The organism is Haloferax namakaokahaiae (genome assembly GCF_042663225.1).
Lineage (GTDB): Archaea > Halobacteriota > Halobacteria > Halobacteriales > Haloferacaceae > Haloferax > Haloferax namakaokahaiae.
Genome location: NZ_JBHTAA010000002.1, coordinates 43,665 through 66,651, shown reverse-complemented (window position 1 = coordinate 66,651; position 22,987 = coordinate 43,665). Strand labels below are relative to the sequence as shown.

Here is a 22,987-nt window from a genome sequence, read left to right as displayed (position 1 = left end):
GTACAATCGAAGCGGTCTGTTCAGATGGACTCGGTCAGTCCAGCGGACTGTGTGGGTCGAATCGACCGGTAGAACGCAGTCGAGTACGCCGCGAAGAACCCGCCAAAGAGACCGCTGAGAACGACCAATAAGACGAGGAAGACGACCGTCCCGACGATTCCGACCGATGGAACGCCGAGCGGGCTCGCGGGGACTGCCGGGGTGGCCGCCGACTCTGAAACCGACGGGGTGGTGAGAACCGAATAGGCGGCACCGAGCAGTCCCATCACTCCCCCACCGATACTGACGAGAATCGTATAGCCGAGCGCGGACAGCAAATTCTGGCGGACGACCGACACGCTTCGTTTGAGTCCATCGACCGCCTGCAAATCGTCGATGACGATTGCGTGGCCGAAGAACTGGACGAAGAACAGGACGACGAAGTAGATGAGAAAGACGCCGAGACCGAGTACTCCGAGAACCGCAAACGGTGTGATACCCGGTTGGGAAGACGACGACAGTACGAACGCCCCGCCGAAGACCAGCACGAAGACGCCGACGAATCCCAAGAGGAGGTTCAAGAGGAGGAGACCGAAGTACGTGACGAGCAACGAGACGTAGTGGCTCTTCCCCTCGCTTACGAGCGTATCGATGGAGGTTCTCCCGCCGATGGCCTCGTTCGCCATCCCGATGATGCCGCCGAAGAAGAATGGAACGATGAATATCAACAGCCCGCTGAAGACGAGCGAGACGATGCTACCGAGGAGGGGGTTGATCGTTTGTGCGACTAATCCCGGGATTTGAAGGAGACTGAACGCCGCGGCGACGACGAACAGAACCGGATTTCTGCGCACCGTGTCACCCGCTGTCGAGAGGGCTTGGAGGGCTCCCATGTACGCGGAATTATCATAGTTGTTGAAATATACACTGGTTGAAAAATATGATGGGGGAAAGAGAATGTGTATTGCAATCCTTCTGCAATATTTGACGACCATAATTCAACCAAACTCCCGGATACGAGGGAGATATAACTTCCAAAGCGAATTATGGATGCAACTAAATTAGAAGGCTAAGACAGGTTGATATCCCATGAAATACAATCTTGATGGCAATTTGGCATAAGAATTCTAAGGAATATACGAATAGAGGTTTTGTAGGACAACTGTAGAGTCACGGTAACCCCTCAGTTTTCACCACCATCAATATTGCCAAATATTTGCACTACAGTCGCCCCAATATTCACGCATGAACGGAGCGCGGGGTTCTTCGAATTGGAGAGTTGCTCTGAGAAATCACCATCAACTCAGTCGCTGACTCCATATGGGAAAGTATGCACACACGATTTCACGGATGCGGACAGTCGGTTCGTTCATAGTCGCAATTGAGAAGTGGATGGCTTGGAACGTGCGAACCATGACAGGCGTACATCTGTAAACCCCACCGCAGTGGACCGAATAAACGAGACGGTCAAGGTGAACAGTAGGACACCTGATTAGAGCGGTGCTCTCTACGGGACCGAGAGATGGAACACCGGTACGTGCGGAAATCGTCCCGAGTAGCGTGAGGGACGAAAGAAGCGGTGTGAACGTATCAGGAGAGCGCAATACTGAGTTCCAGTTCTTCGGCGATACCGAGGAGCACTTCGGTGATGTGGTCGAACTGCTCGCCTTTCATTCGGTTCGACGGACCGGCGACGCTCAACGCCCCGAATACGTCTCCATCGGGACCCATCACCGGTGCGCCGACCGCGCGGACGCCTTTTATCTGTTCCTCGGCGTTGAGTGAGTAACCTCGTTCTCTGATCGCATCGAGTTCTGCGAACAAGTCGTCGCGCTCGTCGATGGTTCGTTCAGTCTCGCGCGGAAGCCCGATGTCCTCGACGATTTCGTGAATCCGTTCTTCTGGCATGTGGGCGAGAATCGCCTTGCCACTGGCCGTCGAGTGGAGATAGACGCGTTTACCGACGGTCGATTGGGTCCAGACGCCGTGTTTCCCCGGTGCGGTGTAGATGTAGACTCCACGGCCGTGTTCTTCGACGGTGAAGATAGACCGGCGTTCGGACTCCTCGGCGAGCACGTTGGTGTAGTGTTCGGCTTTCCCGAATAGGCGATTACGTGTCTGGACGAAGTTGCCAAGCCCGAGAAAGCGAAGACCGAGATGGTACTCGTCACCCTCTTTAATCGCGTATTCCTGCGATTCGAGAGTACTCAAATGATTGTGTGCCGTACTCGGAGCGATGTCGAGTTCGCGGGCGATATCAGTCACCCCAGAGCCATCTCGCTCTTTGAGCAATTCGATGATTCTGAGGGTCGTCACCGTCGTTTTGAGCGTTCTGTCGGTCGTGTTTTCGGCCATTGTTTGCAGATTGTGACCACCCAACATAGTACTTTCGTCTCTGCCGAATGTGTCTTTTTCATTGAGGAAAGAGAGGCGGAGTTCAGCACTGGTTGTCAATAACAAGCACAACACGCCTGTACGGTACGATGACTTGTCTTCGAGCGCACGTGCGTACGGGGGAGCGGTACCCACTGACGACTGAGTACTGACCCCGGAAGGACTACTCGCAGGAGTACTGACCAGTGCAATTGTCGGTACCGAACAGCATTCAGCGCGCCAGGGGTGCGAGACTGGTCTCTCGTCACGAACCAACGAAACTGGTGTTTGGACATTCGCCGCTCGTGAAACCAAAATCGTTGGGCAGAATAACTATCCAATCGTCCAGACTGTCCAAAGAATTATTACGCATTCACCAGACGAGTCTCACGAGAATCAATGAACCACGACGAAACCTTCGAGACGGTCGAGTCGCTGAACGCAGAACTCGTCTCGTTGACGAGGGAACTCTGGGAGAACCCCGAACTTGGACTCCACGAAACCGCCTCGGCCGAGTTGCTGTCGTCGGTGCTCCGAGACGCCGGATTCGAAATCACCGAGGGAATCGGCGGAATGCCGACTGCATTCAGCGCGACGTACGGGAACGGCGAACCACACATCGGGATACTCGGTGAGTACGACGCACTTCCGGGGTTGTCGCAGGAAGTCTCGGCGACGAGAGACCCGGTCGAACGTGGAGACCCAGGCCACGGGTGTGGCCACAACCTCTTCGGTGTCGCTGGCGTCGGGGCCGCACTGGCGATGAAACGGGCCATCGACGACGGGCGGGCGACCGGAACGGTCACGTTCTTCGGGTGTCCGGCAGAGGAGATACTCGTCGGGAAAGTGTTCATGGCCCGCGACGGTGCGTTCGACGACCTCGACGCCGCCCTCACGTGGCACCCGAGTCACCTGAGCGCACCGTTCATGGCTCAAACGCTTGCGATGAACTCGGTGGAGTACAACTTCACTGGTGAATCGGCCCACGCCGCTGACAGCCCACAATCTGGACGGAGCGCGCTCGATGCCGTCGAGCTGCTGAACACGGGTGCGGAGTTCATGCGAGAGCACGTCTCGGACGACGCTCGAATACACTACACGATTCCGGATGGTGGCGGCGCTCCGAACGTCGTGCCCGCCGAGGCGACGGCGTGGTACTACGTCCGCGCTCCGACGCGGGCGGAAGTGGACCGCATCACCGATTGGCTAGACGACGTCGCCGAAGGTGCCGCCATGATGACCCAGACGACGGTCGAACGGCAGTTCCACACCGGGTGTTACGATTACGTCGCCAACGACACGCTCTCCGAGAAACTGTTGGAGAATATGCGACTCGCCGGGCCGATACCGTACACCGACGACGACCGGGAGTTCGCAGCAGAGTTGCAGGAGACGCTCTCTCAGGAGACTATCGAAGCACGCACCGCACAACTCCCGGAGGGACCACGGGAAGAGGCCCGACAATCGGTGTTGTACCCAGACGCCCAACCGTCGTACGACGTTGGGACCGTGCTCAACGGTTCGACCGACGTCGGCGACGTGAGTTGGATAACGCCGACGGCACAGTTCTGGGCGGCATCGTGGCCAGTTGGAACGCCATCGCACACGTGGCAAGCCGTCGCGTCGAACGGGAGTTTCGGCGCGAAAGCCGCAGTGTACGCCGCGAAAGTGCTCGCCGCGACGACGCTCGACCTCTGTAACGACGACGACCTACTGGCCGAGGCTCGAAACGAGTTCGAAGAGACCGTCCCGAACGAGTACGAGACGGCACTCCCGGAAGGCACAGAACCACCGTTCCACTTGACGCTGTAGCGCTCGAACGTGGGCGAGAAACGAAGAATTTCGTGTCGGAAGTGGGTCGCTCGTAGAAAGACGGTATCAAACTCGCGGTGAGAGCAGTCGATGCCGGTGGTTACTCGAGTTCCGAACGCAAATTTTCGAGGATGCGGTCGGTCGTCTCGTCGATGACAGTGGACAAAAAGGAAGGGTCGGACTGAGTCGGGTCTCCCAGTCCCCCCTCGACGGTCAGGTCGTCGAAGTGGCGGTACTGACGCACTTCGTAGCGGTTCTTCATCGTCTGTGGGGTCTTTCGGTCACCGTGAACGAGTTCCGGGCAGTAGTGCTCGATGACGCTCGTCTCGTACTCTCCAGCGTGGCCCCATTCGGTACCGAAACGGTCCTCCAATTGGTCGCGTGCGAAGTCGGTCCAGTGGACGTAGTACGAGTCGAGTCCGTGGTCACGTTGCAGCCTATCGAGGGCGAGTTTGTGGGGTTCGATGTTACCGCCGTGGAAGTTGGCGACGAGGAACCGGTCGGCACCATGTTGTTGGACCGACTGCCCGACGTCGATGATGAGTTCTTGATACGTTTCGGCCCCAATCGAAATCGTCCCTGCGTAGTTGATGTGATGCTCTGAGTAGCCGTACGGGAGGGGTGGAAGAACGAGAAGGTCGAGTCCGTAGTCGGGGGCGGCCTCGGCGAGTTCGGCGGTCAATCGCTCGGAACGAATCGTATCGACCGACGTTGGGAGATGTGTCGAATGTTGCTCGGTCGCTCCGCACGGTAAAACGACGAAATCGGCCTCGTCGAACGCTATTTCTGCTTCCTGCCACGTCATCTCCGCTAGGAGTGACTGTGACTCCGTTGAGTCCATAGCAAAATACCCACAGTTGTGATATATATTAGTTTGCCAATCGGCAACATGGTAGAGAATAGGAAATATTTGCAGCTAAACATACACCTAAGTTAGAAATGCCGAAATCATTCGGCGTCAATGTTGAGAGAGAATGTCTCACGTAGAGACTTACTGAAAACGACCGGTGTATCGATACCCGTTCTCCTCGCGGGTTGTACATCCGACTCGGGTTCGGAGACGACAACCAGTGGAGGCGGCGGCGAAGAAACGACGACCAGCAGCAGTACGGAGACGGGCGGCAGTTCGGGTGCGACCATCAACATCGGGCAGTCGCTGAACCCGGTCCGGTTCGACCCGATCACGCAGCTATCGAACCCCGACGCGCTCGTCGCCAACCGCGTGTTCAGTCAGCTCTACACCTACGGGGAAGGGACGGACGTGGTTCCGAACCTCGCGGCGAGCATGCCGACTATCGAGCGAGACAACACGCGATACATCGTCGAAATCGTCGATAACGCGACGTTCCACAACGGCGACCCGGTCACTGCCGAAGACGTCGCCTACTCGTTCCTCGCGCCAATCGAAGAGGAGACGCCGCTCTACGGCATCTTCAGCGTCATCGACTCCGCAGAGGTCATCGACGAGACGACCGTCCAGTTCGACCTCTCGAACCCGTACGCGATGTTCCAGCACGTCTTGACCCATCAAGTCGTGCCGAAGGCAGTCCGCGAGGCGGACCCAGAGGCGTTTAGCACGGGCCAACCCATCGGGTCGGGACCGTTCAAGTTCGTCGAGTGGGAAGAGAGCAACTACGTCACCCTCGAAAAGTGGGACGACTACTGGGGCGAAGAACCGAACGTCTCGGGCGTCGAGTTCACGCCGATTACCGAATCGACGACTCGCGTCACCAACCTCAAAACGGGCGACGTGGACGTCATCGAGACGATTCCACCGAAACTGTGGGACTCCGTAAACGACGCTGCAGACACGAGCATCTCGGCGGTAGAGAGTGTCGGCTACTTCTACGTCGCGTTCAACTGCAACGAAGGGCCGACCGCCGACAAACGCGTCCGCGAGGCTATCGACTACAGTTTCTCGATGGACGACGCGGTGGACCGCTACATCAAACCGGCGGGCGTCCGTCAGTACGGCCCGATGCCCGGTCCGATGGTCGAAGAGTGGGACATGCCACTCGAAGACTGGATGGACATTCCAAACGACAAAGATATCGAGCAGGCGAAATCGCTCTTCGACGAGGCCGGCGTGCCTGCCGACTGGGATGCGAAGATTATCGTCCCGCCGGACGACAACCGCGAAAACATCGGTCTCTCCATCGCCAACGGCATCAAAGAGGCCGGCTACGAGGCACACGTCGAGCGACTCGACTGGGGTGCGATGCTCAGTCGAGCGTACACCGGGAACGTCTCGGACTACAACATCTACGTCCTCGGGTGGGTCCGCTACCCCGACCCCGACGACTTCATGTTCAACCTCTTCCACGAGGAGTCCGAGGGCGTCAACCAGGGTGTCTACTACAAGAACGACGAGGTCATGGACCAGATCAAAGGTGCTCGTGAATCGACCGACCGGGCAGAGCGCCAGCAACTCTACCAGTCGGCAATCCAGACCCTGTTGGAAGACAAGGTCCACCTCCCGGCGTTCAACTACAAGAACTCCTACGGCGTGAAGTCGTCCGTCAACGACTTCCAGGTGCACCCGGTTTCGCCACAGAACCCACGACTCGTCACGAGCTACAACAACGTCTCGGTCGATAGGTGAACCCGAAGGTTGCCACCGGTTAACAAACGTTATATGCTCACTCCCCATCGACTCAAGCCATGACGACAGCCGGTTACATCGGACGACGCCTCCTCCAAATCGTCCCCGTGTTGCTGTTCGTCGTAACGGTCACGTTCGTGCTCATCAACTCGATTCCCGGCGACCCGGTTCGTATCCTCGTCGGGCCGAGTGCCGATGCCGCGGCCATCGAGGCCGCCCGGGCGAAGTACGGACTCGACCAACCGCTGCACGTTCGGTACGTCAAGTACCTCGCAGCGGTGGCGACGGGTGATTTCGGGACGAGCATTCACTACGGCAACGTGCCAGTCACCGAGAAGATTCTGGAGCGCCTGCCCGTGACGCTGGTGCTGCTGACGTCGAGTTTCACGCTCGCAATCGGGGCGGCCATCCCGCTGGGCGTCTTCGCCGCGAAGAACCGCAACAACAGGTACGACCACCTCGCACGAGTGACCTCACTCATCGGCGTCAGCACGCCGAGTTTCTGGGTTGGGTTGCTCCTCATCATCGTGTTCGCCTACTACGGCGGGTTACTCCCACCGAGTGGACTCGTGATGCCGTGGGCCGACCCCGCGTCGGTCGATGGTGCCACCTCACGAATAGACGTACTCGTGACGGCGGCGAAGTACCTGATACTCCCCTCGATAACGCTGGGAACGTTACAGATGGCGGCAATCACGCGCATCGAGCGTTCGTCGATGCTCGAAGTGCTGAACAAAGACTACGTCCAGTTGGCACGGGCCTACGGTATCTCCGAGCGGACGATTCTGCGCAAGCAGGCGTTCAAGAACGCGCAGTTGCCGGTGCTCACCGTCATCGGGATTCAAATCACGACCGCACTCGGCGGTGCAGTGCTCACAGAGACCGTCTTCAACATCAACGGCATGGGGAACCTCATCATCACGGCCGTCCGCGCACAGGACTACCAACTCATCATGGGAACGACGATATTCTTCGCGCTCATGTTCGTCCTCGGCGTCCTCGTCGTGGACGTGCTGTACGCCGTCATCGACCCGCGAATCTCCTACGGAGGTGCGGGCGATGAGTGACTCGACGGTCACGGGCGACGAGGCACCGGCGCCTGCGACACCCGCGGCAGTCGAGCACAGAGAATCGGTCTCGCGGACGACGCAGGTGCTTCGACAACTTCGACGCAACTCCGCGTCCCGCGCCGGCCTATACGTCATCGGCGTCGTCACGCTCGTGGCGTTGTTGACGACCATCGACGCAGACCTGTTCGACTACCAGTTCGCAGCGACGTTCTGGTATCACCCCGAGAACGACCCTGCGGGGAGTACTATCTTGCTTCCGCCGGTCGGTATCGAGAACACGTTCGGAACCGGCACGTGGGCGCACCCGCTCGGGACCGACCACCGCGGCCGCGACGTGCTCGTCAGACTCGTCTACGGGACTCGCATCGCCGTTCAGGTCGGCCTGCTCGCAACGGGCATCGGTATGACTATCGGCACCATCGTCGGTGCCGTCTCCGGGTACTACGGCGGATGGGTGGACGACGTCCTCCAGCGGTTCGTCGAATCGCTGTACGCGATTCCGTTCCTCATCCTCGTCATCGCCATCATGTCCGCGTTCGGCCGCGAACTCGGTATCGCCATCGTCGGCGTGTCGATAACGACGATTCCGGTGTTCACGCGACTGATTCGCTCGCAGGTGCTGAGCGTTCGTGAGATGGAGTACGTCGAGGCCGCCAAGGCCGCCGGCGTGCGCGACCGTCACATCATCTTCCGGCACATCATTCCGAACAGCTTCGCGCCGGTGCTCGTTCAGTCCACGCTCCAAGTGGGCGTGAACATCCTCATCGTCGCCTCGCTGTCCTTCCTCGGGTTCGGCGTCCAACCGCCGACGCCGTCGTGGGGACAGATGCTGGCACACTCCCGACAGTACATGATCGTCAACCCGTGGTTCAGTCTCTGGCCGGGTATCGCCATCTTGGTGACGGTCATCGGGTTCAACCTGCTGGGAGACGGTCTCCGCGACGCAATCGACCCTCGCTCCAACGACTGACGATGCACTGCAACACCACACTCACGGCCCTTCGCAACCCGGACGAGCGCGATTTCCGCGCATCCGGGTTAGCCACCGAAATAGCTATTGTCGATACCGCGAGAGTTGAAACCGTCCCCGAAACGCAGTCAGAGGCACTCACTTCACCAACCAACGACGCTCACGAATCTCCGATACATGTCTGATACGCTACTCACCGTCGATAACCTCCAAACGCACTTCCGCACCGACGCGGGGACAGTGCGGGCCGTCGATGGAATCTCGTTCGAGGTACAGCGCGGCGAAGTACTCGGTCTCGTCGGCGAGAGCGGCGCTGGAAAGAGCGTCGCCGCGAGGAGTATCATGCGACTCATCGACTCGCCGGGGGAGATCGTCAACGGCGAAGTCAGGTTCAAAGATGAGTTACTCGTCGGGGTCGAGAGAGACGAACGAGGCGACGGGAACGTCCATCGTGACCCGGAGATGCTGTCGAGTCGGGAGATACGAGAGCGTATCCGTGGCCGAGAGATTGCGATGATCTTCCAGGACCCCACCGAGAGTCTCAATCCCGTCTTCACCATCGGCGACCAACTGAGCGAGATTATCCAACTCAACCGCGGCGTCTCGGGAGCCGAGGCGAGGGCAATCGCAATCGACCGACTCCGTGAGGTCGGTATCCCAGAAGCCGAGCGCCGGATGGACGACTACCCCCACGAGTTCTCCGGCGGGATGCGCCAGCGCGTCCTCATCGCCATGGCGTTCGCGTGCGAACCGAGTCTCATCATCGCCGACGAACCGACGACGGCACTCGACGTTACGGTCGAAGCGCAAATCCTCGACTTGGTCAAGGACCTCACGGACCGCTACGATACGTCGTTCATCTGGGTCACCCACGACTTGGGCGTCGTCGCAGAGATATGCGACCGGGTGGCCGTGATGTACCTCGGCGAAATCGTCGAACAGGCGACGGTTGACGACCTCTTCCACGAGACGCGACACCCCTACACAGAGGCACTCCTCGGGTCGATTCCACGACCCGACCGCGACGTGGACGACCTGTCGCCTATCGAGGGCATCATGCCCGAAGCGATAAACCCGCCCGCCGGGTGTCGCTTCCACAACCGGTGTCCGGACGCACGAGAAGCCTGCTTACAGGCACACCCGGACGCCCGAATCGTCGATGAAACATCCCAGCACCGGGCGGCGTGTTTCAAGAACAGCGCGTTCACGGAGGTGGACTACTGGGAGAGCGACCCGCTGAGCGACCGACCAGACGACAGCCAATCAGAGGCACCCACAGACACGCCCATCGAGCAACCCAATGCAGACGGCGGGCGTGATGCTACCGCCGCTCTCCCCGACGAAGCCGACACGCTACTCGAAGTGACCGACCTCCGGAAGTACTTCGATGCGACCGACGGTATCCTCGACCGACTTCGGTTCGACCGCGACGGTGGTCTGTTCCCCGTTTCGGTCGATAGAGAGTACGTCCGCGCAGTCGATGGCGTCTCCTTCGAGATTCAACGCGGCGAGACGCTCGGTCTCGTCGGCGAGTCGGGGTGTGGCAAATCGACGCTTGCGCGGACGTTGCTCCACCTCGTCGAACCGACCGACGGAGACATCGTCTTCGACGGGACGAACCTCTCGGACCTCTCGAACGAGGCGCTCCGTCGCGCGCGACAACGGATGCAGTTCGTCTTCCAAGACCCCCAAGCGTCGCTCGACCCGCGGATGACGGTCGGCGAAATCGTCGAAGAGCCGATGAAGGCCCACGACCTCTACTCGGGCGAGCAAGAAGCGCGTGCGCGGGAACTCTTGGAGACGGTCGGTCTCGACTCCGACCACTACAACCGCTATCCGCACCAGTTCTCCGGCGGGCAACGACAGCGAGTCAACCTCGCACGGGCGCTCTCTGTCGATCCGGAGTTCATCGTCTGCGACGAACCGACCTCGGCGCTCGACGCCTCGGTGCAAGCGCAGGTACTCAACACCATGAAGGAGCTACAGGAGGAGTTCGGGCTTACCTACCTGTTCATCAGTCACGACCTGAGCGTGATTCGGCACGTCTGTGACCGCGTGGCCGTGATGTACCTCGGCGAAATCGTCGAACTCGCGGCGAAAGACGACCTGTTCGAATCGCCGAAACACCCCTACACGCAGGCGCTCCTCTCGTCGATTCCAGTCCCGGACCCGCGTACGGACCGGGAGTCGGTTCCCCTCTCGGGTGACGTACCGTCACCGATTCACCCACCGTCCGGGTGCCGATTCCACACGCGGTGTCCGAACATCGTCCCGCCGAGTCAGTTCGACCTGGCGGACGAACAGTGGGAGGGTATCGTTCGGTTCGTCCGTGCGGTCCAGCGAGAGTCGCGCGACACCACGACCCCCGACGCGGAATCGACGTACTTCCCGAACGGCGTCCCGAACGGGGCGGCTGGCGACGCCATCGAAGAGGCACTCTCACTCGCGTCCGACGGGGCGTGGCGTGATGCGTCGTCAGTGTTGAAATCGGCGTTCATCGAGCCGAGCATCTGCACGGGAGAAGACCCCGAACTCACGGCGGCGAGCGAGTTCGACCGAATCGTCGCCTGTCACCACTACTGAACAGCGTCGAAGAAGGAACCGAATTTTTTTAGGCCGAATCGAATCGCTCGACCACGGCTTCGACCGTCTCGAACTCGACCGACGGCGTGTCTGCGACGTGTTCGATGAACGATTCGAGCCTGTCGAGACGGTGGCCGTGCCCGATGACCTGCGGATGCATGGTCAACACGAAGACGCCGCCATCGACGTGTTCGACCATCCAATCGAACTGTTCTCGCCACTGGCGGAAGATTGCCCGCTCGTTAGTGTAACCGCGTTCTCGGTTGAAGGCGAACGCGGGGAAGTCGTCACGGTGCCACGAGACGGGGACTTCGACGAGTTCGGTCTCGGTGCCGCGCTCGAACGGCCCATCGGCGGGTGCTTTCCACCCTTCGCGGACGTAGTACGGGACGAAATCCGTCGCCATCTGACTCGAATCCCACTCGAAGCCGAGTTCGCGGAGGATATCGAGCGTGTGCAACGAGAAGTCCCACGAGGGCGACCGATAGCCGGTGGGTCTGTTACCCGTCAACTCGACGATGCTCTCGACACCGCGTTCGATGTCGGCCCGTTCGGCGGCTTTCGACTCGTACTGTCGGGGGCGGGTGTGGGACCATCCGTGATGTTGGATGTCGTGGCCGCGGGTCCACACCTCCTCGGCGCGCTCGGGGAAACTGTCTATCGTGTGGCCGGGTGTGAACCACGTGCTCTCGACATCGAACTGGTCGAGGAGGTCTAACACGCGAGGTGCGCCGACATCGACGCCGAACAGTCCACGAGAGAGTTTCGTCGGACTATCTGGTGACTCGAAGGAGTGTATCCACGACGAGACGCCATCGAAGTCGAAGGTGAGGCAAACGCTATGATGTGTCACACCACACAGTACGAAAATGGGCTGGATAGCTGTTTCCATACCAGTCAAACCACAGACCGATTCGAACCGACGTTCGCCATACCTTCTGTCGCGTCAGCGAAACGCCGGCGCGACGTGTTCGGCGAACAACTCAGCGCTCGTCGCAGTCGGGAAGTCAACGAACTCGACGACGACCTCCCCGAATCCCATCTCTTCGAACGTCTCCAATCGCTCTCGAACCGTCTCAGGCGTCCCCACTAACGGGTACTCGCTCTCGGCGACGTTCTCGTGCTTGAACCGAGGGAAGTGTTCGTCGAGGAGGTCGTCGAGTTCGGCCTCGTCTTCGCGGATCAAACAGCGGGCGAACCACGAGCGCTCGATGTCGTCGAAGGGGCGACCGTACCCCTCACAGTGGCGTTCGAGCACGTCGAGTTTGTGCTGCATCACTTCTGGCGGTCCCCAGAAGTTCCACGAGTCGGCGTACTGTGCGGCGATTCGGAGGGTGAAGGACTCACCACCGCCACCGACCATTATCCGTGGACGAGGCTCCTGAACCGGATGTGGTTGGCACATCGCTTCGTCGAGTGTGTAGTACTCCCCGTCGAACGTGACGGTGTCTTCGGTCCAGAGTCGCTGGAGGATTCGAATGGCCTCTTCCATCATCCGGAGCCGCGTCGGCGCGTCTGGCCAGTCGTAGCCGTACGCGAGCGCTTCGCTCTCTTTCCACCCGGCACCCATGCCGAGTTTCAGTCGGCCGCCGCTCACTGCATCGAGCGTCGCCGCCTGCTTCGCCAGCAACGCGGGATTTCTGAAGTGGTTGTTCACCGTCTTCGGGTAGAGGTAGACATCCTCCGTCTCGCGGGCGATTCCGGCCAAGGTGACGAAACACTCGGTCGTCGGGCCGCTCCCGGTCATCACGTGGTCGGGGACGGCGATGCCATCGAACCCGAGAGTTTCCATCGTCGTTGCGAATTCGACCTGGTCGGTCCACGATATCTCGTCACAGAACGCCAGTTGCGAGTGAACGGAATCGCCGGCGCTCGTCGGAACGTTGACTGCGAACTCCATACGGAGGACTCACAGCGATGTATGAAAACTGTTGTCACCGCACACAGGGTTCGATATCCTCGGGCTCCGGCCGTAGCCACACCCACCCAAACACGTAGTATGGTCCGCGCCGTGGCCACCGATATGGCGAATCAGCAGCAAGCAGCAGTCGTGACTGGCGCTGCCAGCGGTATCGGTCGTGCAGTGGTCGATGCGTTCAGGGACGAGTACGACTACATCGCGTGTTTCGACATCGAAGAGAGCGGAGACGAGTTCGAGGACGACTCGATTCACTGGTTCACGGTGGACGTTCGAGACCCGGATGCGGTCGCGGAAGCCGTCGCCGCCGTCGAAGCCGACGCGGACATCGCGGCGCTGGTGAACAACGCGGGCATCTCCCACGCAGTCTCGCTCGACGAGCTCGAACCCGAAGAGTGGGACCGAGTCCTCGACGTGAATCTCAAAGGACAGTACGTCGTCGCTCGCGCCGTCGCCCCGGCGATGGTCGAACGGGGCCACGGGGCCATCGTCAACGTTTCCAGCGTCGCCGGTCTTCGTGGAAGCGCAACGGGCGGCGTCCATTACTCGTCGTCGAAAGCCGGGAGTTTCGGCCTGACAAAGGGACTGGCGAAGCAACTCGGGCCTGCCGTCCGCGTCAACTGTGTCGCACCGGGGTTGATAGAGACACCACTCTTGACCGAGTCGAACCTGTGGACTGACGATGCGCTCGCCGACTACGCCGACGAACTCCCGCTCGAACGGATCGGCTCACCCGAGGAAGTCGCCGAAGTCGTCTCGTTCCTCTGTCTCGACGCAACGTACGTGACCGGGACGGTACTGACCGTCGATGGCGGTTCGATGCTTCGATGAGCGTTCGGTTTCGCTGAAGGAATGCTGTCTTCGGTTGCGACTGCTCTGCATTTTTCGTGCGTCGAGTCGAGTTCGAGCGGCGCGATAGATGGCAGTACAACAAACAGGTTTCTTAAATATATTAGAACATGATATGTTGAATACATGTGTATTAAAGTCAATATTTCCACAGCGAGTAGCTAGTCACCGATAGTCATCGAATCCCCCAAATCACAGTTCAATGCCCATTATTGGATGTGAGACACTATTATGTGAATATGGTGGCACTATATACCAAATAGAACCAGTATTTCAAAAGCATAGTCCACTTTGCCCCACAGAATAGCATTTATTTTGATTTACTCGATATTTCTACGCACCTCGTTCGGACGAGTTCAGAATCAGCTCGTATTTATTAGAAAATGATAGTATCTATCAATAGCAAAAGTTTTGTTATATCTGACTTGGTCTCGGCAACTATGGTCGGTCGTGCACCAGTCGGTACGACGCAGTGAGTCGCATCGAGCCACGAGTGCCCGTGCTGGGGCGTTCGTACTCAGTAGAAAGACCTCGATACGGGTAACTCGAACGGGGGCCATTACATTCGTACGTTCGTCACACCAATAGACATCCACCTGAACGAAGCGGTCGAAGTTCGAACCTGAAGTTCCGTCTCTCCACCGGGGTTGTACGAGTGGGCCCAGACGTGGGCTCTCTCCGAGCCTACCGGAGGTGTGGAGTGAACGGAAAAGAACGAGGGACGAAAGAGCGATTAGACATCGAAACCGGCAACCGTCCGAAATAACCGAAGTCTTTTGAGGGCCAGATTCGTTGTAATCGATAATGAACGACACCACCCCACCACTCAGAACGATTCAGCGGGCGTTCGAGATAATCGACCTCTTGATGGAGGAGAAGTCCATCGGGGTCGCAGAGCTTTCTCGGCGGATGGACCTGCCGAAAAGCACCGTCCACGACTACCTCCGAACCCTCCGGACGATGGGGTACGTCATCAACGACGACGGTCAGTACCGACTCGGATTCAAGTTACTGGAACTCGGGGGCCGGATGAAGTACCGAAATCGACTGTTTCACGTCGCAAAGCCCGAACTCGAACGACTGGTCGAAAAGACCGGAGAACTCGTCAGCGTCAACATCGAAGAATCCGGGCGATTCGTCGTCCTCCACATGGAGGAAGGCGACGAGTCGCTTAGCCTCGGGATTTATCCGGGAATTTCGATTCCAATTCACACCCACGCGGCTGGAAAAGTGATGCTCGCGGGGTTCGACGAGGAGAAGGTCGATAGAATCATCGAAGAGAAGGGTCTCGAAGCGGTCACCGAACACACCATCACCGACAGCGACGAACTGAAAGCCGAACTGGAGCAGATTCGAGAGCAGGGCTTCGGTGTCGATTTGAACCAACAGGTCGTCGGAATGGGCGTCGTCGCCGCGCCGATTCAGGTGAAAAATCGGGTCATCGGGTCGGTTGGCGTCGTCTGCCCGACGGACCGACTGCTCGACGAAGCGTTCCGACAAGGTATCGCACAGGAGGTCCAAAAATGCGCAAATATCATCTCTGTTAACTATCAATACTCGCCGTAGTAGCTCGTTCGAAATATTCGGACGAAGACGTCACTCGCTCTGGAGGGCTTTGGCAACCGTTTCAGCGTGTCTGTGAATTGAAACGAGGTCGGTCGAACGAGCAGAGTCCAGCCTAGTCAAAAGTTATAAATACAATCTATCACGTCGTTCGTGTTATGCAACCGCATAGCAGGCGTGCATTTCTCAAACGGGCAAGTGTAGCTTCGACAATCGGTGCCGCGTCACTGGCTGGCTGTACCGGTTCTCCCGGCGAAGGAAACGATAACGGGGGTGGCGGCGATACCGACGCCGGTGGTGACAGTGAGACCGACTCAGGTGGGTCGGGCGGTGGTATCGAAGAGATCAAAGTCGGTGTGTTTGCACCCTATACGGGACCGTTCGCCCCGTGGGGTGAATCCGTCACGACCGGTTCCGTTCTCGCAAAGCAAGACCTCGAAGAAGAGTTCGGAATCTCCATCGAGTTAGTGGAGTACGACACCGAGACCAACCCGAGTACGGCGCTCGAACGGATGAAACGAGCCGTGACCTCGGACGGTATCGACTTCGCCCACGGTGGCATCTCGTCGGCCGTGTGTACGAGCATGGGTTCGTGGGCGTCCGACAACGGCGTCTCGTACATCGCGCAGGGAGCATCCGACTCGATCACGGGCGAGGCGTGTGCGGAGCACATGTTCAGCGTCTACCAGTCGAACACGATGATGGCGAACGCCGCCGGCCCGGAGATGGCCGAACAGGCCGACTCGTGGTACATCCTCTACTCCGACTACGTGTGGGGACAGACCGGCCAGAAGGTCATCTCCGCGTCGCTCGAAGCGAACGGTGCGACCGTCGTCGGCAAGGACGCGACACCGTTCCCCGGCGACGACTACACGCAGTACATCAACAACGTGGCGAACTCCGACGCCGACGCCGTGGCACTCATCATCCCCGGTCTCGACGCGCGACTGGCGACGGAGCAGATGATGAACAAAGGGCTCCACGAAGAGTTGACCGTCATGTACCACCAGTTCGAAGACCTCGTCCTCTGGGGCATCGGCGAAGACGCAGCCTCGACGGTGGACGTTGGTACGACCGGGTGGATGAACGGCGTGGAAGGTACGGACGAATTCAACCAGCGTATCGTCGAGGAAGGCGACACCGACCCCTTCGCCCGCCACTACATGGCGTACACTTCTCTCGACCAGCAAGTTCGCGCGGCGATGCGAGCCGGTTCGACCGATGCCGCGGCCATCACGAGTGAGTTAGAGGGTCACCAGGTCTCGAGTCCAGTGAACGACATTCAACCCGGGACGGTGTACTGGCGCGAGTGCGACCACCAGCTCATTCAACCGACACACCTCGTCTCCGGACTTGAGACGAGCGAGATTTCGAACGGTGACTGGAAACAATGGTTCACGGTCGATGAGTCGCTGGCCGGCGACGACCTCGCCCGAACGTGTGAGGAAACTGGGTGCGAACTGTAAGCCACTGCCATCATGGAGTACAAACTACCATCGGCATTCGACCCCTCCGACCCCGACTTCTCACCAGTCGGTATCGGGGTAGCGAGCGTCCTCCTCGTGATACTGGCAAACGCCTTTGTGATGCGACCCGGCCTGTTCGTCGATCAAGTGGTCGGCGGTCTCGTCTACGGGTTCATTCTCGTGTTGCTGGCACTCGGACTCTCGATAATCCTCGGTCTTCTCGGAGTGGTCAACTTCGCACACGGCGCACTGTTCATGCTCGGGGCGTACATCACGTTCCAAGTCGTCGTGCAGTGGGGACTGTCGTTCTGGGTCGCACTACTCGTGGTTCCACTCCTCGTCGGTGCGCTCGGCATCGTCATCGAGCGAGCAGTGCTCCATCGCCTGTACGACGAGGCACCGCTCATCGGGCTCCTCGCCACGTTTGGACTGGCGTTGATGCTGAACGAAGCGACGAGGGCAGTGTGGGGTGCAGCGCCGCTCAGCGTCCCGAAACCAGCCGTACTCGCGTCTGATTTCGACCTGATAATCACGACCGTCGCCCAATTTCGACTGTTCACCGTCGTCGTCAGCGTGCTCACGGTCGCCGCAGTCTACGCGCTCATCGAGCGAACGGACTTCGGCCTCTCGGTTCGCGCTGGCGTGCTCGACCGTGAGATGGCAGAACTCGTCGGCGTCAACATCCCCATTCGGTTCGTCCTGATGTTCTTCCTCGGTGCGGCCATCGCCGGACTCGGTGGCGTCCTCCGCGGGACCGAACTCGGGATGGACGTCGGGATGGGTGACCAGTTCATCATCCTCGCGTTCGTCGTCGTGGTCGTCGGGGGCATCGGGAGTCTCTTCGGGAGCGTCATCTCCGGGTTACTCATCGGCGAGGCGGTGTTTCTGACGCCGCTCTTGCTGGATACGCTGGCGACTCGAACCGGACTCGACGCGCTCGCAATCCCCGGAATCGGTGGGCTGATGCCGTACCTCGTGATGATTATCGTCCTCCTCGTGAGACCACGAGGACTGTTCGGACAGGAGGGCTTTCTCGAATGAGCGACCGTTCGTCGAACCCGTTCGCGGGGCGACTTGCGGAAGCGTTGGATACCGACGCCATCCAGCACCTTCGGGTTCCGATTGGACTCGTCGCCATCGTCGTGCTCATCCGACCGATTATCTCGCACCCGATGCTGCTGGGGTACGAGCAGATTGCGAACACGATACTCATCTGGATGTTGTTCGCCGCGTCGTTCAACCTCCTCATCGGCTACACGGGACTCCTCTCGTTCGGTCACGCGATGTTCCTCGGCTTCGGGACCTACGGGGCCGCGATCGGTGTGCTCCACCTCGGACTGCCGTTCAGCCTCGCGGCGTTAGTGGGGGTCGCCGTGGCCACCGTCGCCGCGAACCTCCTCGGGCGTCTCATCGCCGAGAAGGGTGAGATTTACTTCGCAATGCTCACGCTCGCGTTCGCACAGTCGGTCTACTTCATCGCCAATCAGAACTACGGCGGACTCACGGGGGGGAGCACCGGTCTCAGCGGTGCGCTCCCGGCGTGGATCGAGAGCTATCGAGGCGTGATGTACGTCTCGCTCGGATGGCTCAGTTTCGACTGGTACTACCTGCTCGCAGTCGTCTTCGTGCTTGCGATGCTGGGACTCTGGCAACTCGTCCGGTCGCCGTTCGGCCGCACGCTCATCGCCATTCGAGAGAACGAAGAACTCGGCAAGGCCATCGGCATCGACACGACGAAGTACAAGATTTGGGCGTTCACCTTCAGCGGCATGTTCTCGGCGGTTGCGGGCGTCCTCCTCGAGATAAACAACCAAGGAGCGACGCTTCACGACCTCTCGATCAAGACGAGCGGGGACATCATCCTGATGACCATCCTCGGTGGGACGAACTACTTCTTCGGTCCGGCCGCAGGTGCGTTCGTCTGGTTGTTCGCCGAAGACTTCCTGACGGAGTTCGAGACGCTCGTCCTCCCGATGGCGGAAGTTCCGCTGGTAGTCGTCGAACTCTCCGGAGTGCTGACCTACTGGCAGTTCTTCCTCGGCCTGCTGTTCGTCGTTGCAGTCCTCGTCGCGCCGCGCGAAGGCGTCTGGGGACTGTTCCGAAGTGGCGTCAAGCGAGTGTACGAACGATTCGGCGGTGATGACGCATGAACGAACAAATCCAACGAAAGCGAGACGAATCGCAAGCACACAGTGGGGACGAAGACCTCGTCCTCTGGACGGACGGACTCTCCAAGCTGTTCGGAGGTATCGTCGCCCTCGACGACGTGAATCTCTCCGTCGAGCGCGGGGAACTCCACGCCATCATCGGTCCGAACGGTGCCGGCAAGACGACGCTGTTCAACACGGTGACGGGAAAACTCGACCCCTCTGAGGGAAGCGTCTGGTTCGACGGCGAGGAGATAACGGACCTCCCCCAAGAAGAACGACCACACCTCGGTCTCGCTCGCTCGTTCCAGTCGAATCAACTCTTCAACGACCTCACCGTACTGGAGAACATCCGCATCGTCGTCCAGACGGTGAACTCGGGGTCGTTCGACTTGGACCTCCTCGGTGACGGGCAATCGAAGTTCAGGGATCGAGCGTTCGAACATCTCGAGCGCGTCGGATTGGACGACCAACACGGCGTGAAGACGACGAACCTCTCTCACGGCGACCAGCGTCGGCTCGGCATCGCAATCGCGCTTGCGACCGAACCCTCGGTGCTCCTCCTCGACGAACCGACGAGCGGGATGGGCGCGACCGAGACGCGAGAGACGGCGAACATGATAGACGAACTGCAAGCAGAACTCGGTCTCACCATCCTCTTGATAGAACACGACATGGACATCGTCCTCTCGATGAGCGACCGAATTACGGTCCTCAATCAAGGCGAGATTCTCGCAACGGGACCGCCCGACGAGATACGCGAGAACGAAGCGGTACAGAACGCATACCTCGGCGGGATGCGGGAGGAGCTATGACCCTCCTCGAAGTCGATGGCCTGGAAGCGGGCTACGATACCGGCCAGGTCCTCTTCGGCGTTGACCTCGCTATCGAGCGTGACGAAGTGGTCTCGCTGCTCGGCCGCAACGGCGCGGGAAAGACGACGACGATGAACGCAATCGTCGGTGCCGACTTACCGCACGTCCGCGGTGGCTCGATAACGTTCGACGGCACCGACTTGCGGAAAAAGCAGAGTTACCAGATTCCAAAGCTGGGACTCACGCTCGTTCCCGAGAGTAGGCGGTGTTTCGACGACCTCACGGTCGAAGAGAACATCCGACTCGCGGCCAACCACGTGGACGACCCGCTCGACATCGAGACGGTGTTCGAGCAGTTCCCCGAACTGGCGAAGATGCGAACGCGCCTCTCGAAGAACATGAGCGGTGGCGAAAAGCAGATGCTCGCTATCGCGCGGAGTCTCGTTGCGAACCCGAAGATGATACTGCTGGACGAACCGTGCGAGGGACTCGCCCCGTACATCGTCCGACGCATCGAGTCGATAATCCAGGAGATCAGCCAGAAACAGAACGTGACGGTGCTCCTCGTCGAACAGAACGTCGCGGTGGCGATGGCCGTCGCCGACCGTCACTACATCCTCGACGAGGGCCACATCGTGGACGAGGTGACGACAGAGCGTCTGCGGACCGACGAGGAACTGCGCCAGGAGTATCTCGGCGTGTAGTTCGGTCGGCAGGCGACACCGAATCGCTCGGTTCACCCCGTTGGGGGCCCGAACAGCCGACGGCTCGGAATCATGTGGTATGGTAACACACCGATACATTGAAGGACTCTTGTGAGAAGCCTACGATGATGGAATTGGAAATCGAGAACCTCGCAGTCCTCGGAGCCGGTAGCATGGGCCACGGCATCGCCGAAGTGGCCGCAATCGCCGGCTACGACGTCTTCCTCCGCGACGTCGAGGAAGACCTCGTACGCGAGGGATACGACCAAATCGAGTGGAGTCTGAACAAACTCGCGGAGAAAGACCAAATCGACGAAGATGCCGAGCAAGTCTTGGACCGTATCTCGACCACCGTCGATTTGGAGACGGCGGTCGCCGACGCCGACCTCGTCATCGAGGCCGCCCCCGAGAACCTCGAACTCAAGCGCCAAATCTTCGAAGCGGTCGATTCCGCGACCTCTGACGAGACGATTCTGGCGACGAACACCTCCAGTCTCCGGGTAAGCGACATCGCAACTGCGACGGAGCGGCCCGAGTACTGCTGTGGGCTACATTTCTTCAACCCACCCGTCAAGATGGACCTCGTCGAGGTCGTCTCGGGTGACCAGTCCTCCGAAGCCGTCGTGGACTCGGCCTACGAGTTCGTGAATTCGATGGGGAAGACGCCGATTCGTGTCAGAAAAGACGTCCCCCAATTCGTCGTCAACAACGTGCTGACGCCATTCATGGGCGAAGCGGCGTGGATGCTCGACGAAGAGGCCGCGACGATAGAGGCTATCGACGCCGCGATGGTGTTCAAACGCGGCTATCCGATGGGACCGTTCGAACTCAACGACTTCGGCGGGCTGGACATCTTCGCTCACACCCGCGACCAGTGGAACGACCCAGTGCCAGCGTCGATTCGGTCGAGAATCGAATCGGACGACCTCGGGAGAAAGACGGGTGCCGGTTTCTACGATTACGACGGTGGCGGTGGTGCCAGCTATGGGCCGCGACAGGGCGACGGTGTCGAGACGACCCGAATCGAAGCCCGGATGATAAACGAAGCGGCGAAACTCGTCGGCGACGACGTCGCAGACCCGTCGGATATCGACGTTGCGATGCGCCTCGGCGGCGGTCTCCCGGAGGGGACCTGTCGGACCGGCGACAAACTCGGTCTCGACGTGGTTCTCGACACGCTCGAACGGCTGTACGAGCGGACGGGGGCAGACAGGTACGAACCGGCAGACTACCTCGTCAAACTCGTCGATGACGGCCACACTGGGGAATCGGCCGGTGCTGGCTTCTACGACTACCGCGACGGCGGGCCGTACCACTACATCTCCCACGAAGTCACCGACGACGGCGTCCTTCAGGTGCTCTTCGACCGCGAGGAGCGACTCAACGCCTTCTCGACGGACATGTTCGACGAGGTACAGCGACTCCTCGAAACGTCGAACACCGACGAGGTTTCGTGTGTCGTCTTCGAAGGCGCGGGCGACCGAGCGTTCAGTGCCGGTGCGGACATCACCGGCTTCACGACCGCCGAGCCGACGGAGTTGATGCACATCGACGAAGCGATTCAAGCGATTTACGAGTATCCTCGGCCGACCATTGCCAAGATAGACGGCTTCTGTCTCGGTGCGGGACTCGAAATCACGCTCGCCTGTGACATCCGTGTCGCCACGACGGGTTCGACACTCGGGAGCCCCGAGATAGACCTCGGGTTGATTCCGGGTGGTGGCGGAACCCAACGGCTCGTTCGACTCCTCGGTGAACCCCGGACCAAAGAACTCGTCTTCCGCGGCATGAAGATTTCCGCCGAGCAAGCCGCCGACTGGGGAATACTCAACCGCGCCGTCCCCGAAGCGGAGTTCGAGGCGACGATCGACGACATCGTCTCGGACCTCGTCGATGGTCCACAGACGGCCCTCGAAGTGGCGAAACACGTCATCAACGAAGGACAGAACGGGAGTCTGGAGACCGGACTCGCACTGGAGAGCCAGGGCTTCGGTCTGCTGACTACCACTGACGATATGCTCGAAGGCGTCGCGGCGTTCAATCAAGACCGCGCCCCGGAGTTCGGTGATGAATGAGAGACTCACTCCCCATACCGAGTCGCAGAGGTTCACAGACGAGACCGACGAAACGAACGAG

Annotated in this window: 18 protein-coding genes; 13 read left to right on the top strand and 5 right to left on the bottom strand. The window is 59.6% G+C overall.

All coding sequences use genetic code 11. The features are described 5' to 3' along the window. Nucleotides 1-20: 20 nt before the first annotated feature. Both ACFQJC_RS06125 and ACFQJC_RS06120 read right to left on the bottom strand, forming a co-directional pair. Nucleotides 21-872, bottom strand: coding sequence for a DUF7847 domain-containing protein (locus tag ACFQJC_RS06125; RefSeq protein ID WP_390222398.1), 852 nt, complete (start codon nt 870-872; stop codon nt 21-23). A gap of 697 nt (nt 873-1,569) precedes the next feature. Then, nucleotides 1,570-2,334: an IclR family transcriptional regulator gene (locus ACFQJC_RS06120; RefSeq protein ID WP_390222397.1), complete on the bottom strand. Its 765-nt coding sequence runs from the start codon at nt 2,332-2,334 to the stop codon at nt 1,570-1,572. A 417-nt stretch (nt 2,335-2,751) separates the two neighbouring features. On the opposite strand from ACFQJC_RS06120, the gene ACFQJC_RS06115 reads away from it, so the two are divergent. Then, entirely contained in the window at nt 2,752-4,164 is a 1,413-nt protein-coding gene (locus ACFQJC_RS06115) for an amidohydrolase (protein WP_390222396.1), read from the top strand. A 100-nt stretch (nt 4,165-4,264) separates the two neighbouring features. Here ACFQJC_RS06115 and ACFQJC_RS06110 read toward each other — a convergent pair whose 3' ends face one another. Then, nucleotides 4,265-4,969, bottom strand: coding sequence for a creatininase family protein (locus tag ACFQJC_RS06110; protein WP_390222689.1), 705 nt, complete (start codon nt 4,967-4,969; stop codon nt 4,265-4,267). 156 nt (nt 4,970-5,125) lie between these two features. Between ACFQJC_RS06110 and ACFQJC_RS06105 the strand changes: the two genes are divergently transcribed. From ACFQJC_RS06105 to ACFQJC_RS06090, 4 genes are all read left to right on the top strand, one after another. Continuing rightward, nucleotides 5,126-6,766 carry an ABC transporter substrate-binding protein gene (locus tag ACFQJC_RS06105; protein WP_390222395.1) on the top strand — a complete coding sequence of 547 codons (1,641 nt, stop codon included), beginning with the start codon at nt 5,126-5,128 and terminating at the stop codon, nt 6,764-6,766. A gap of 59 nt (nt 6,767-6,825) precedes the next feature. Further along, nucleotides 6,826-7,833 (top strand): ABC transporter permease, encoded by a 1,008-nt coding sequence (locus tag ACFQJC_RS06100; RefSeq protein ID WP_390222394.1) that lies wholly within the window; start codon nt 6,826-6,828, stop codon nt 7,831-7,833. Then, nucleotides 7,817-8,806, top strand: a complete 990-nt coding sequence (locus tag ACFQJC_RS06095) for an ABC transporter permease (RefSeq protein ID WP_390222393.1) — start codon at nt 7,817-7,819, stop codon at nt 8,804-8,806. The genes ACFQJC_RS06100 and ACFQJC_RS06095 overlap by 17 nt, the downstream gene beginning before the upstream one ends. A 177-nt stretch (nt 8,807-8,983) precedes the next feature. Further along, nucleotides 8,984-11,389, top strand: a complete 2,406-nt coding sequence (locus ACFQJC_RS06090; RefSeq protein WP_390222392.1) for a dipeptide ABC transporter ATP-binding protein — start codon at nt 8,984-8,986, stop codon at nt 11,387-11,389. Between the two features lie 28 nt (nt 11,390-11,417). On the opposite strand, the gene ACFQJC_RS06085 is transcribed toward ACFQJC_RS06090, so the two are convergent. Both ACFQJC_RS06085 and ACFQJC_RS06080 read right to left on the bottom strand, forming a co-directional pair. Then, entirely contained in the window at nt 11,418-12,242 is an 825-nt protein-coding gene (locus ACFQJC_RS06085) for a polysaccharide deacetylase family protein (protein ID WP_390222391.1), read from the bottom strand. 93 nt (nt 12,243-12,335) lie between these two features. Beyond that, nucleotides 12,336-13,289 carry a TIGR03560 family F420-dependent LLM class oxidoreductase gene (locus tag ACFQJC_RS06080; protein WP_390222390.1) on the bottom strand — a complete coding sequence of 318 codons (954 nt, stop codon included), beginning with the start codon at nt 13,287-13,289 and terminating at the stop codon, nt 12,336-12,338. Between the two features lie 123 nt (nt 13,290-13,412). Here ACFQJC_RS06080 and ACFQJC_RS06075 point away from each other — a divergent pair, with 123 nt between their 5' ends. From ACFQJC_RS06075 to ACFQJC_RS06040, 8 genes are all read left to right on the top strand, one after another. Continuing rightward, nucleotides 13,413-14,138: an SDR family NAD(P)-dependent oxidoreductase gene (locus ACFQJC_RS06075; RefSeq protein ID WP_390222389.1), complete on the top strand. Its 726-nt coding sequence runs from the start codon at nt 13,413-13,415 to the stop codon at nt 14,136-14,138. Nucleotides 14,139-14,960: 822 nt separating this feature from the next. After that, nucleotides 14,961-15,722: an IclR family transcriptional regulator gene (locus ACFQJC_RS06070; protein WP_390222388.1), complete on the top strand. Its 762-nt coding sequence runs from the start codon at nt 14,961-14,963 to the stop codon at nt 15,720-15,722. A gap of 155 nt (nt 15,723-15,877) precedes the next feature. Continuing rightward, nucleotides 15,878-17,185: an ABC transporter substrate-binding protein gene (locus ACFQJC_RS06065; protein ID WP_390222387.1), complete on the top strand. Its 1,308-nt coding sequence runs from the start codon at nt 15,878-15,880 to the stop codon at nt 17,183-17,185. A 12-nt stretch (nt 17,186-17,197) separates the two neighbouring features. After that, nucleotides 17,198-18,226 (top strand): branched-chain amino acid ABC transporter permease, encoded by a 1,029-nt coding sequence (locus tag ACFQJC_RS06060; RefSeq protein ID WP_390222386.1) that lies wholly within the window; start codon nt 17,198-17,200, stop codon nt 18,224-18,226. Further along, the gene (locus ACFQJC_RS06055) at nt 18,223-19,335 is read left to right on the top strand and encodes a branched-chain amino acid ABC transporter permease (protein WP_390222385.1); all 1,113 of its coding nucleotides are present in this window, start codon (nt 18,223-18,225) and stop codon (nt 19,333-19,335) included. The genes ACFQJC_RS06060 and ACFQJC_RS06055 overlap by 4 nt, the downstream gene beginning before the upstream one ends. Then, nucleotides 19,332-20,147 carry an ABC transporter ATP-binding protein gene (locus ACFQJC_RS06050; RefSeq protein WP_390222384.1) on the top strand — a complete coding sequence of 272 codons (816 nt, stop codon included), beginning with the start codon at nt 19,332-19,334 and terminating at the stop codon, nt 20,145-20,147. Before ACFQJC_RS06055 ends, ACFQJC_RS06050 begins: the two co-directional genes overlap by 4 nt. Next, nucleotides 20,144-20,851 carry an ABC transporter ATP-binding protein gene (locus ACFQJC_RS06045; protein ID WP_390222383.1) on the top strand — a complete coding sequence of 236 codons (708 nt, stop codon included), beginning with the start codon at nt 20,144-20,146 and terminating at the stop codon, nt 20,849-20,851. The genes ACFQJC_RS06050 and ACFQJC_RS06045 overlap by 4 nt, the downstream gene beginning before the upstream one ends. A 125-nt stretch (nt 20,852-20,976) precedes the next feature. Beyond that, nucleotides 20,977-22,926, top strand: coding sequence for a 3-hydroxyacyl-CoA dehydrogenase/enoyl-CoA hydratase family protein (locus tag ACFQJC_RS06040; RefSeq protein WP_390222382.1), 1,950 nt, complete (start codon nt 20,977-20,979; stop codon nt 22,924-22,926). Nucleotides 22,927-22,987: the final 61 nt, after the last annotated feature.

What these genes read in the sequence shown, in the direction of transcription:
- ACFQJC_RS06125 (WP_390222398.1), bottom strand. Translation starts at nt 872, where the DNA reads ATGGGAGCCCTCCAAGCCCTCTCGACAGCGGGTGACACGGTGCGCAGA.
- ACFQJC_RS06120 (WP_390222397.1), bottom strand. Translation starts at nt 2,334, where the DNA reads ATGGCCGAAAACACGACCGACAGAACGCTCAAAACGACGGTGACGACC.
- ACFQJC_RS06115 (WP_390222396.1), top strand. Translation starts at nt 2,752, where the DNA reads ATGAACCACGACGAAACCTTCGAGACGGTCGAGTCGCTGAACGCAGAA.
- ACFQJC_RS06110 (WP_390222689.1), bottom strand. Translation starts at nt 4,969, where the DNA reads ATGACGTGGCAGGAAGCAGAAATAGCGTTCGACGAGGCCGATTTCGTC.
- ACFQJC_RS06105 (WP_390222395.1), top strand. Translation starts at nt 5,126, where the DNA reads ATGTTGAGAGAGAATGTCTCACGTAGAGACTTACTGAAAACGACCGGT.
- ACFQJC_RS06100 (WP_390222394.1), top strand. Translation starts at nt 6,826, where the DNA reads ATGACGACAGCCGGTTACATCGGACGACGCCTCCTCCAAATCGTCCCC.
- ACFQJC_RS06090 (WP_390222392.1), top strand. Translation starts at nt 8,984, where the DNA reads ATGTCTGATACGCTACTCACCGTCGATAACCTCCAAACGCACTTCCGC.
- ACFQJC_RS06080 (WP_390222390.1), bottom strand. Translation starts at nt 13,289, where the DNA reads ATGGAGTTCGCAGTCAACGTTCCGACGAGCGCCGGCGATTCCGTTCAC.
- ACFQJC_RS06075 (WP_390222389.1), top strand. Translation starts at nt 13,413, where the DNA reads ATGGCGAATCAGCAGCAAGCAGCAGTCGTGACTGGCGCTGCCAGCGGT.
- ACFQJC_RS06070 (WP_390222388.1), top strand. Translation starts at nt 14,961, where the DNA reads ATGAACGACACCACCCCACCACTCAGAACGATTCAGCGGGCGTTCGAG.
- ACFQJC_RS06065 (WP_390222387.1), top strand. Translation starts at nt 15,878, where the DNA reads ATGCAACCGCATAGCAGGCGTGCATTTCTCAAACGGGCAAGTGTAGCT.
- ACFQJC_RS06060 (WP_390222386.1), top strand. Translation starts at nt 17,198, where the DNA reads ATGGAGTACAAACTACCATCGGCATTCGACCCCTCCGACCCCGACTTC.
- ACFQJC_RS06055 (WP_390222385.1), top strand. Translation starts at nt 18,223, where the DNA reads ATGAGCGACCGTTCGTCGAACCCGTTCGCGGGGCGACTTGCGGAAGCG.
- ACFQJC_RS06050 (WP_390222384.1), top strand. Translation starts at nt 19,332, where the DNA reads ATGAACGAACAAATCCAACGAAAGCGAGACGAATCGCAAGCACACAGT.
- ACFQJC_RS06045 (WP_390222383.1), top strand. Translation starts at nt 20,144, where the DNA reads ATGACCCTCCTCGAAGTCGATGGCCTGGAAGCGGGCTACGATACCGGC.
- ACFQJC_RS06040 (WP_390222382.1), top strand. Translation starts at nt 20,977, where the DNA reads ATGATGGAATTGGAAATCGAGAACCTCGCAGTCCTCGGAGCCGGTAGC.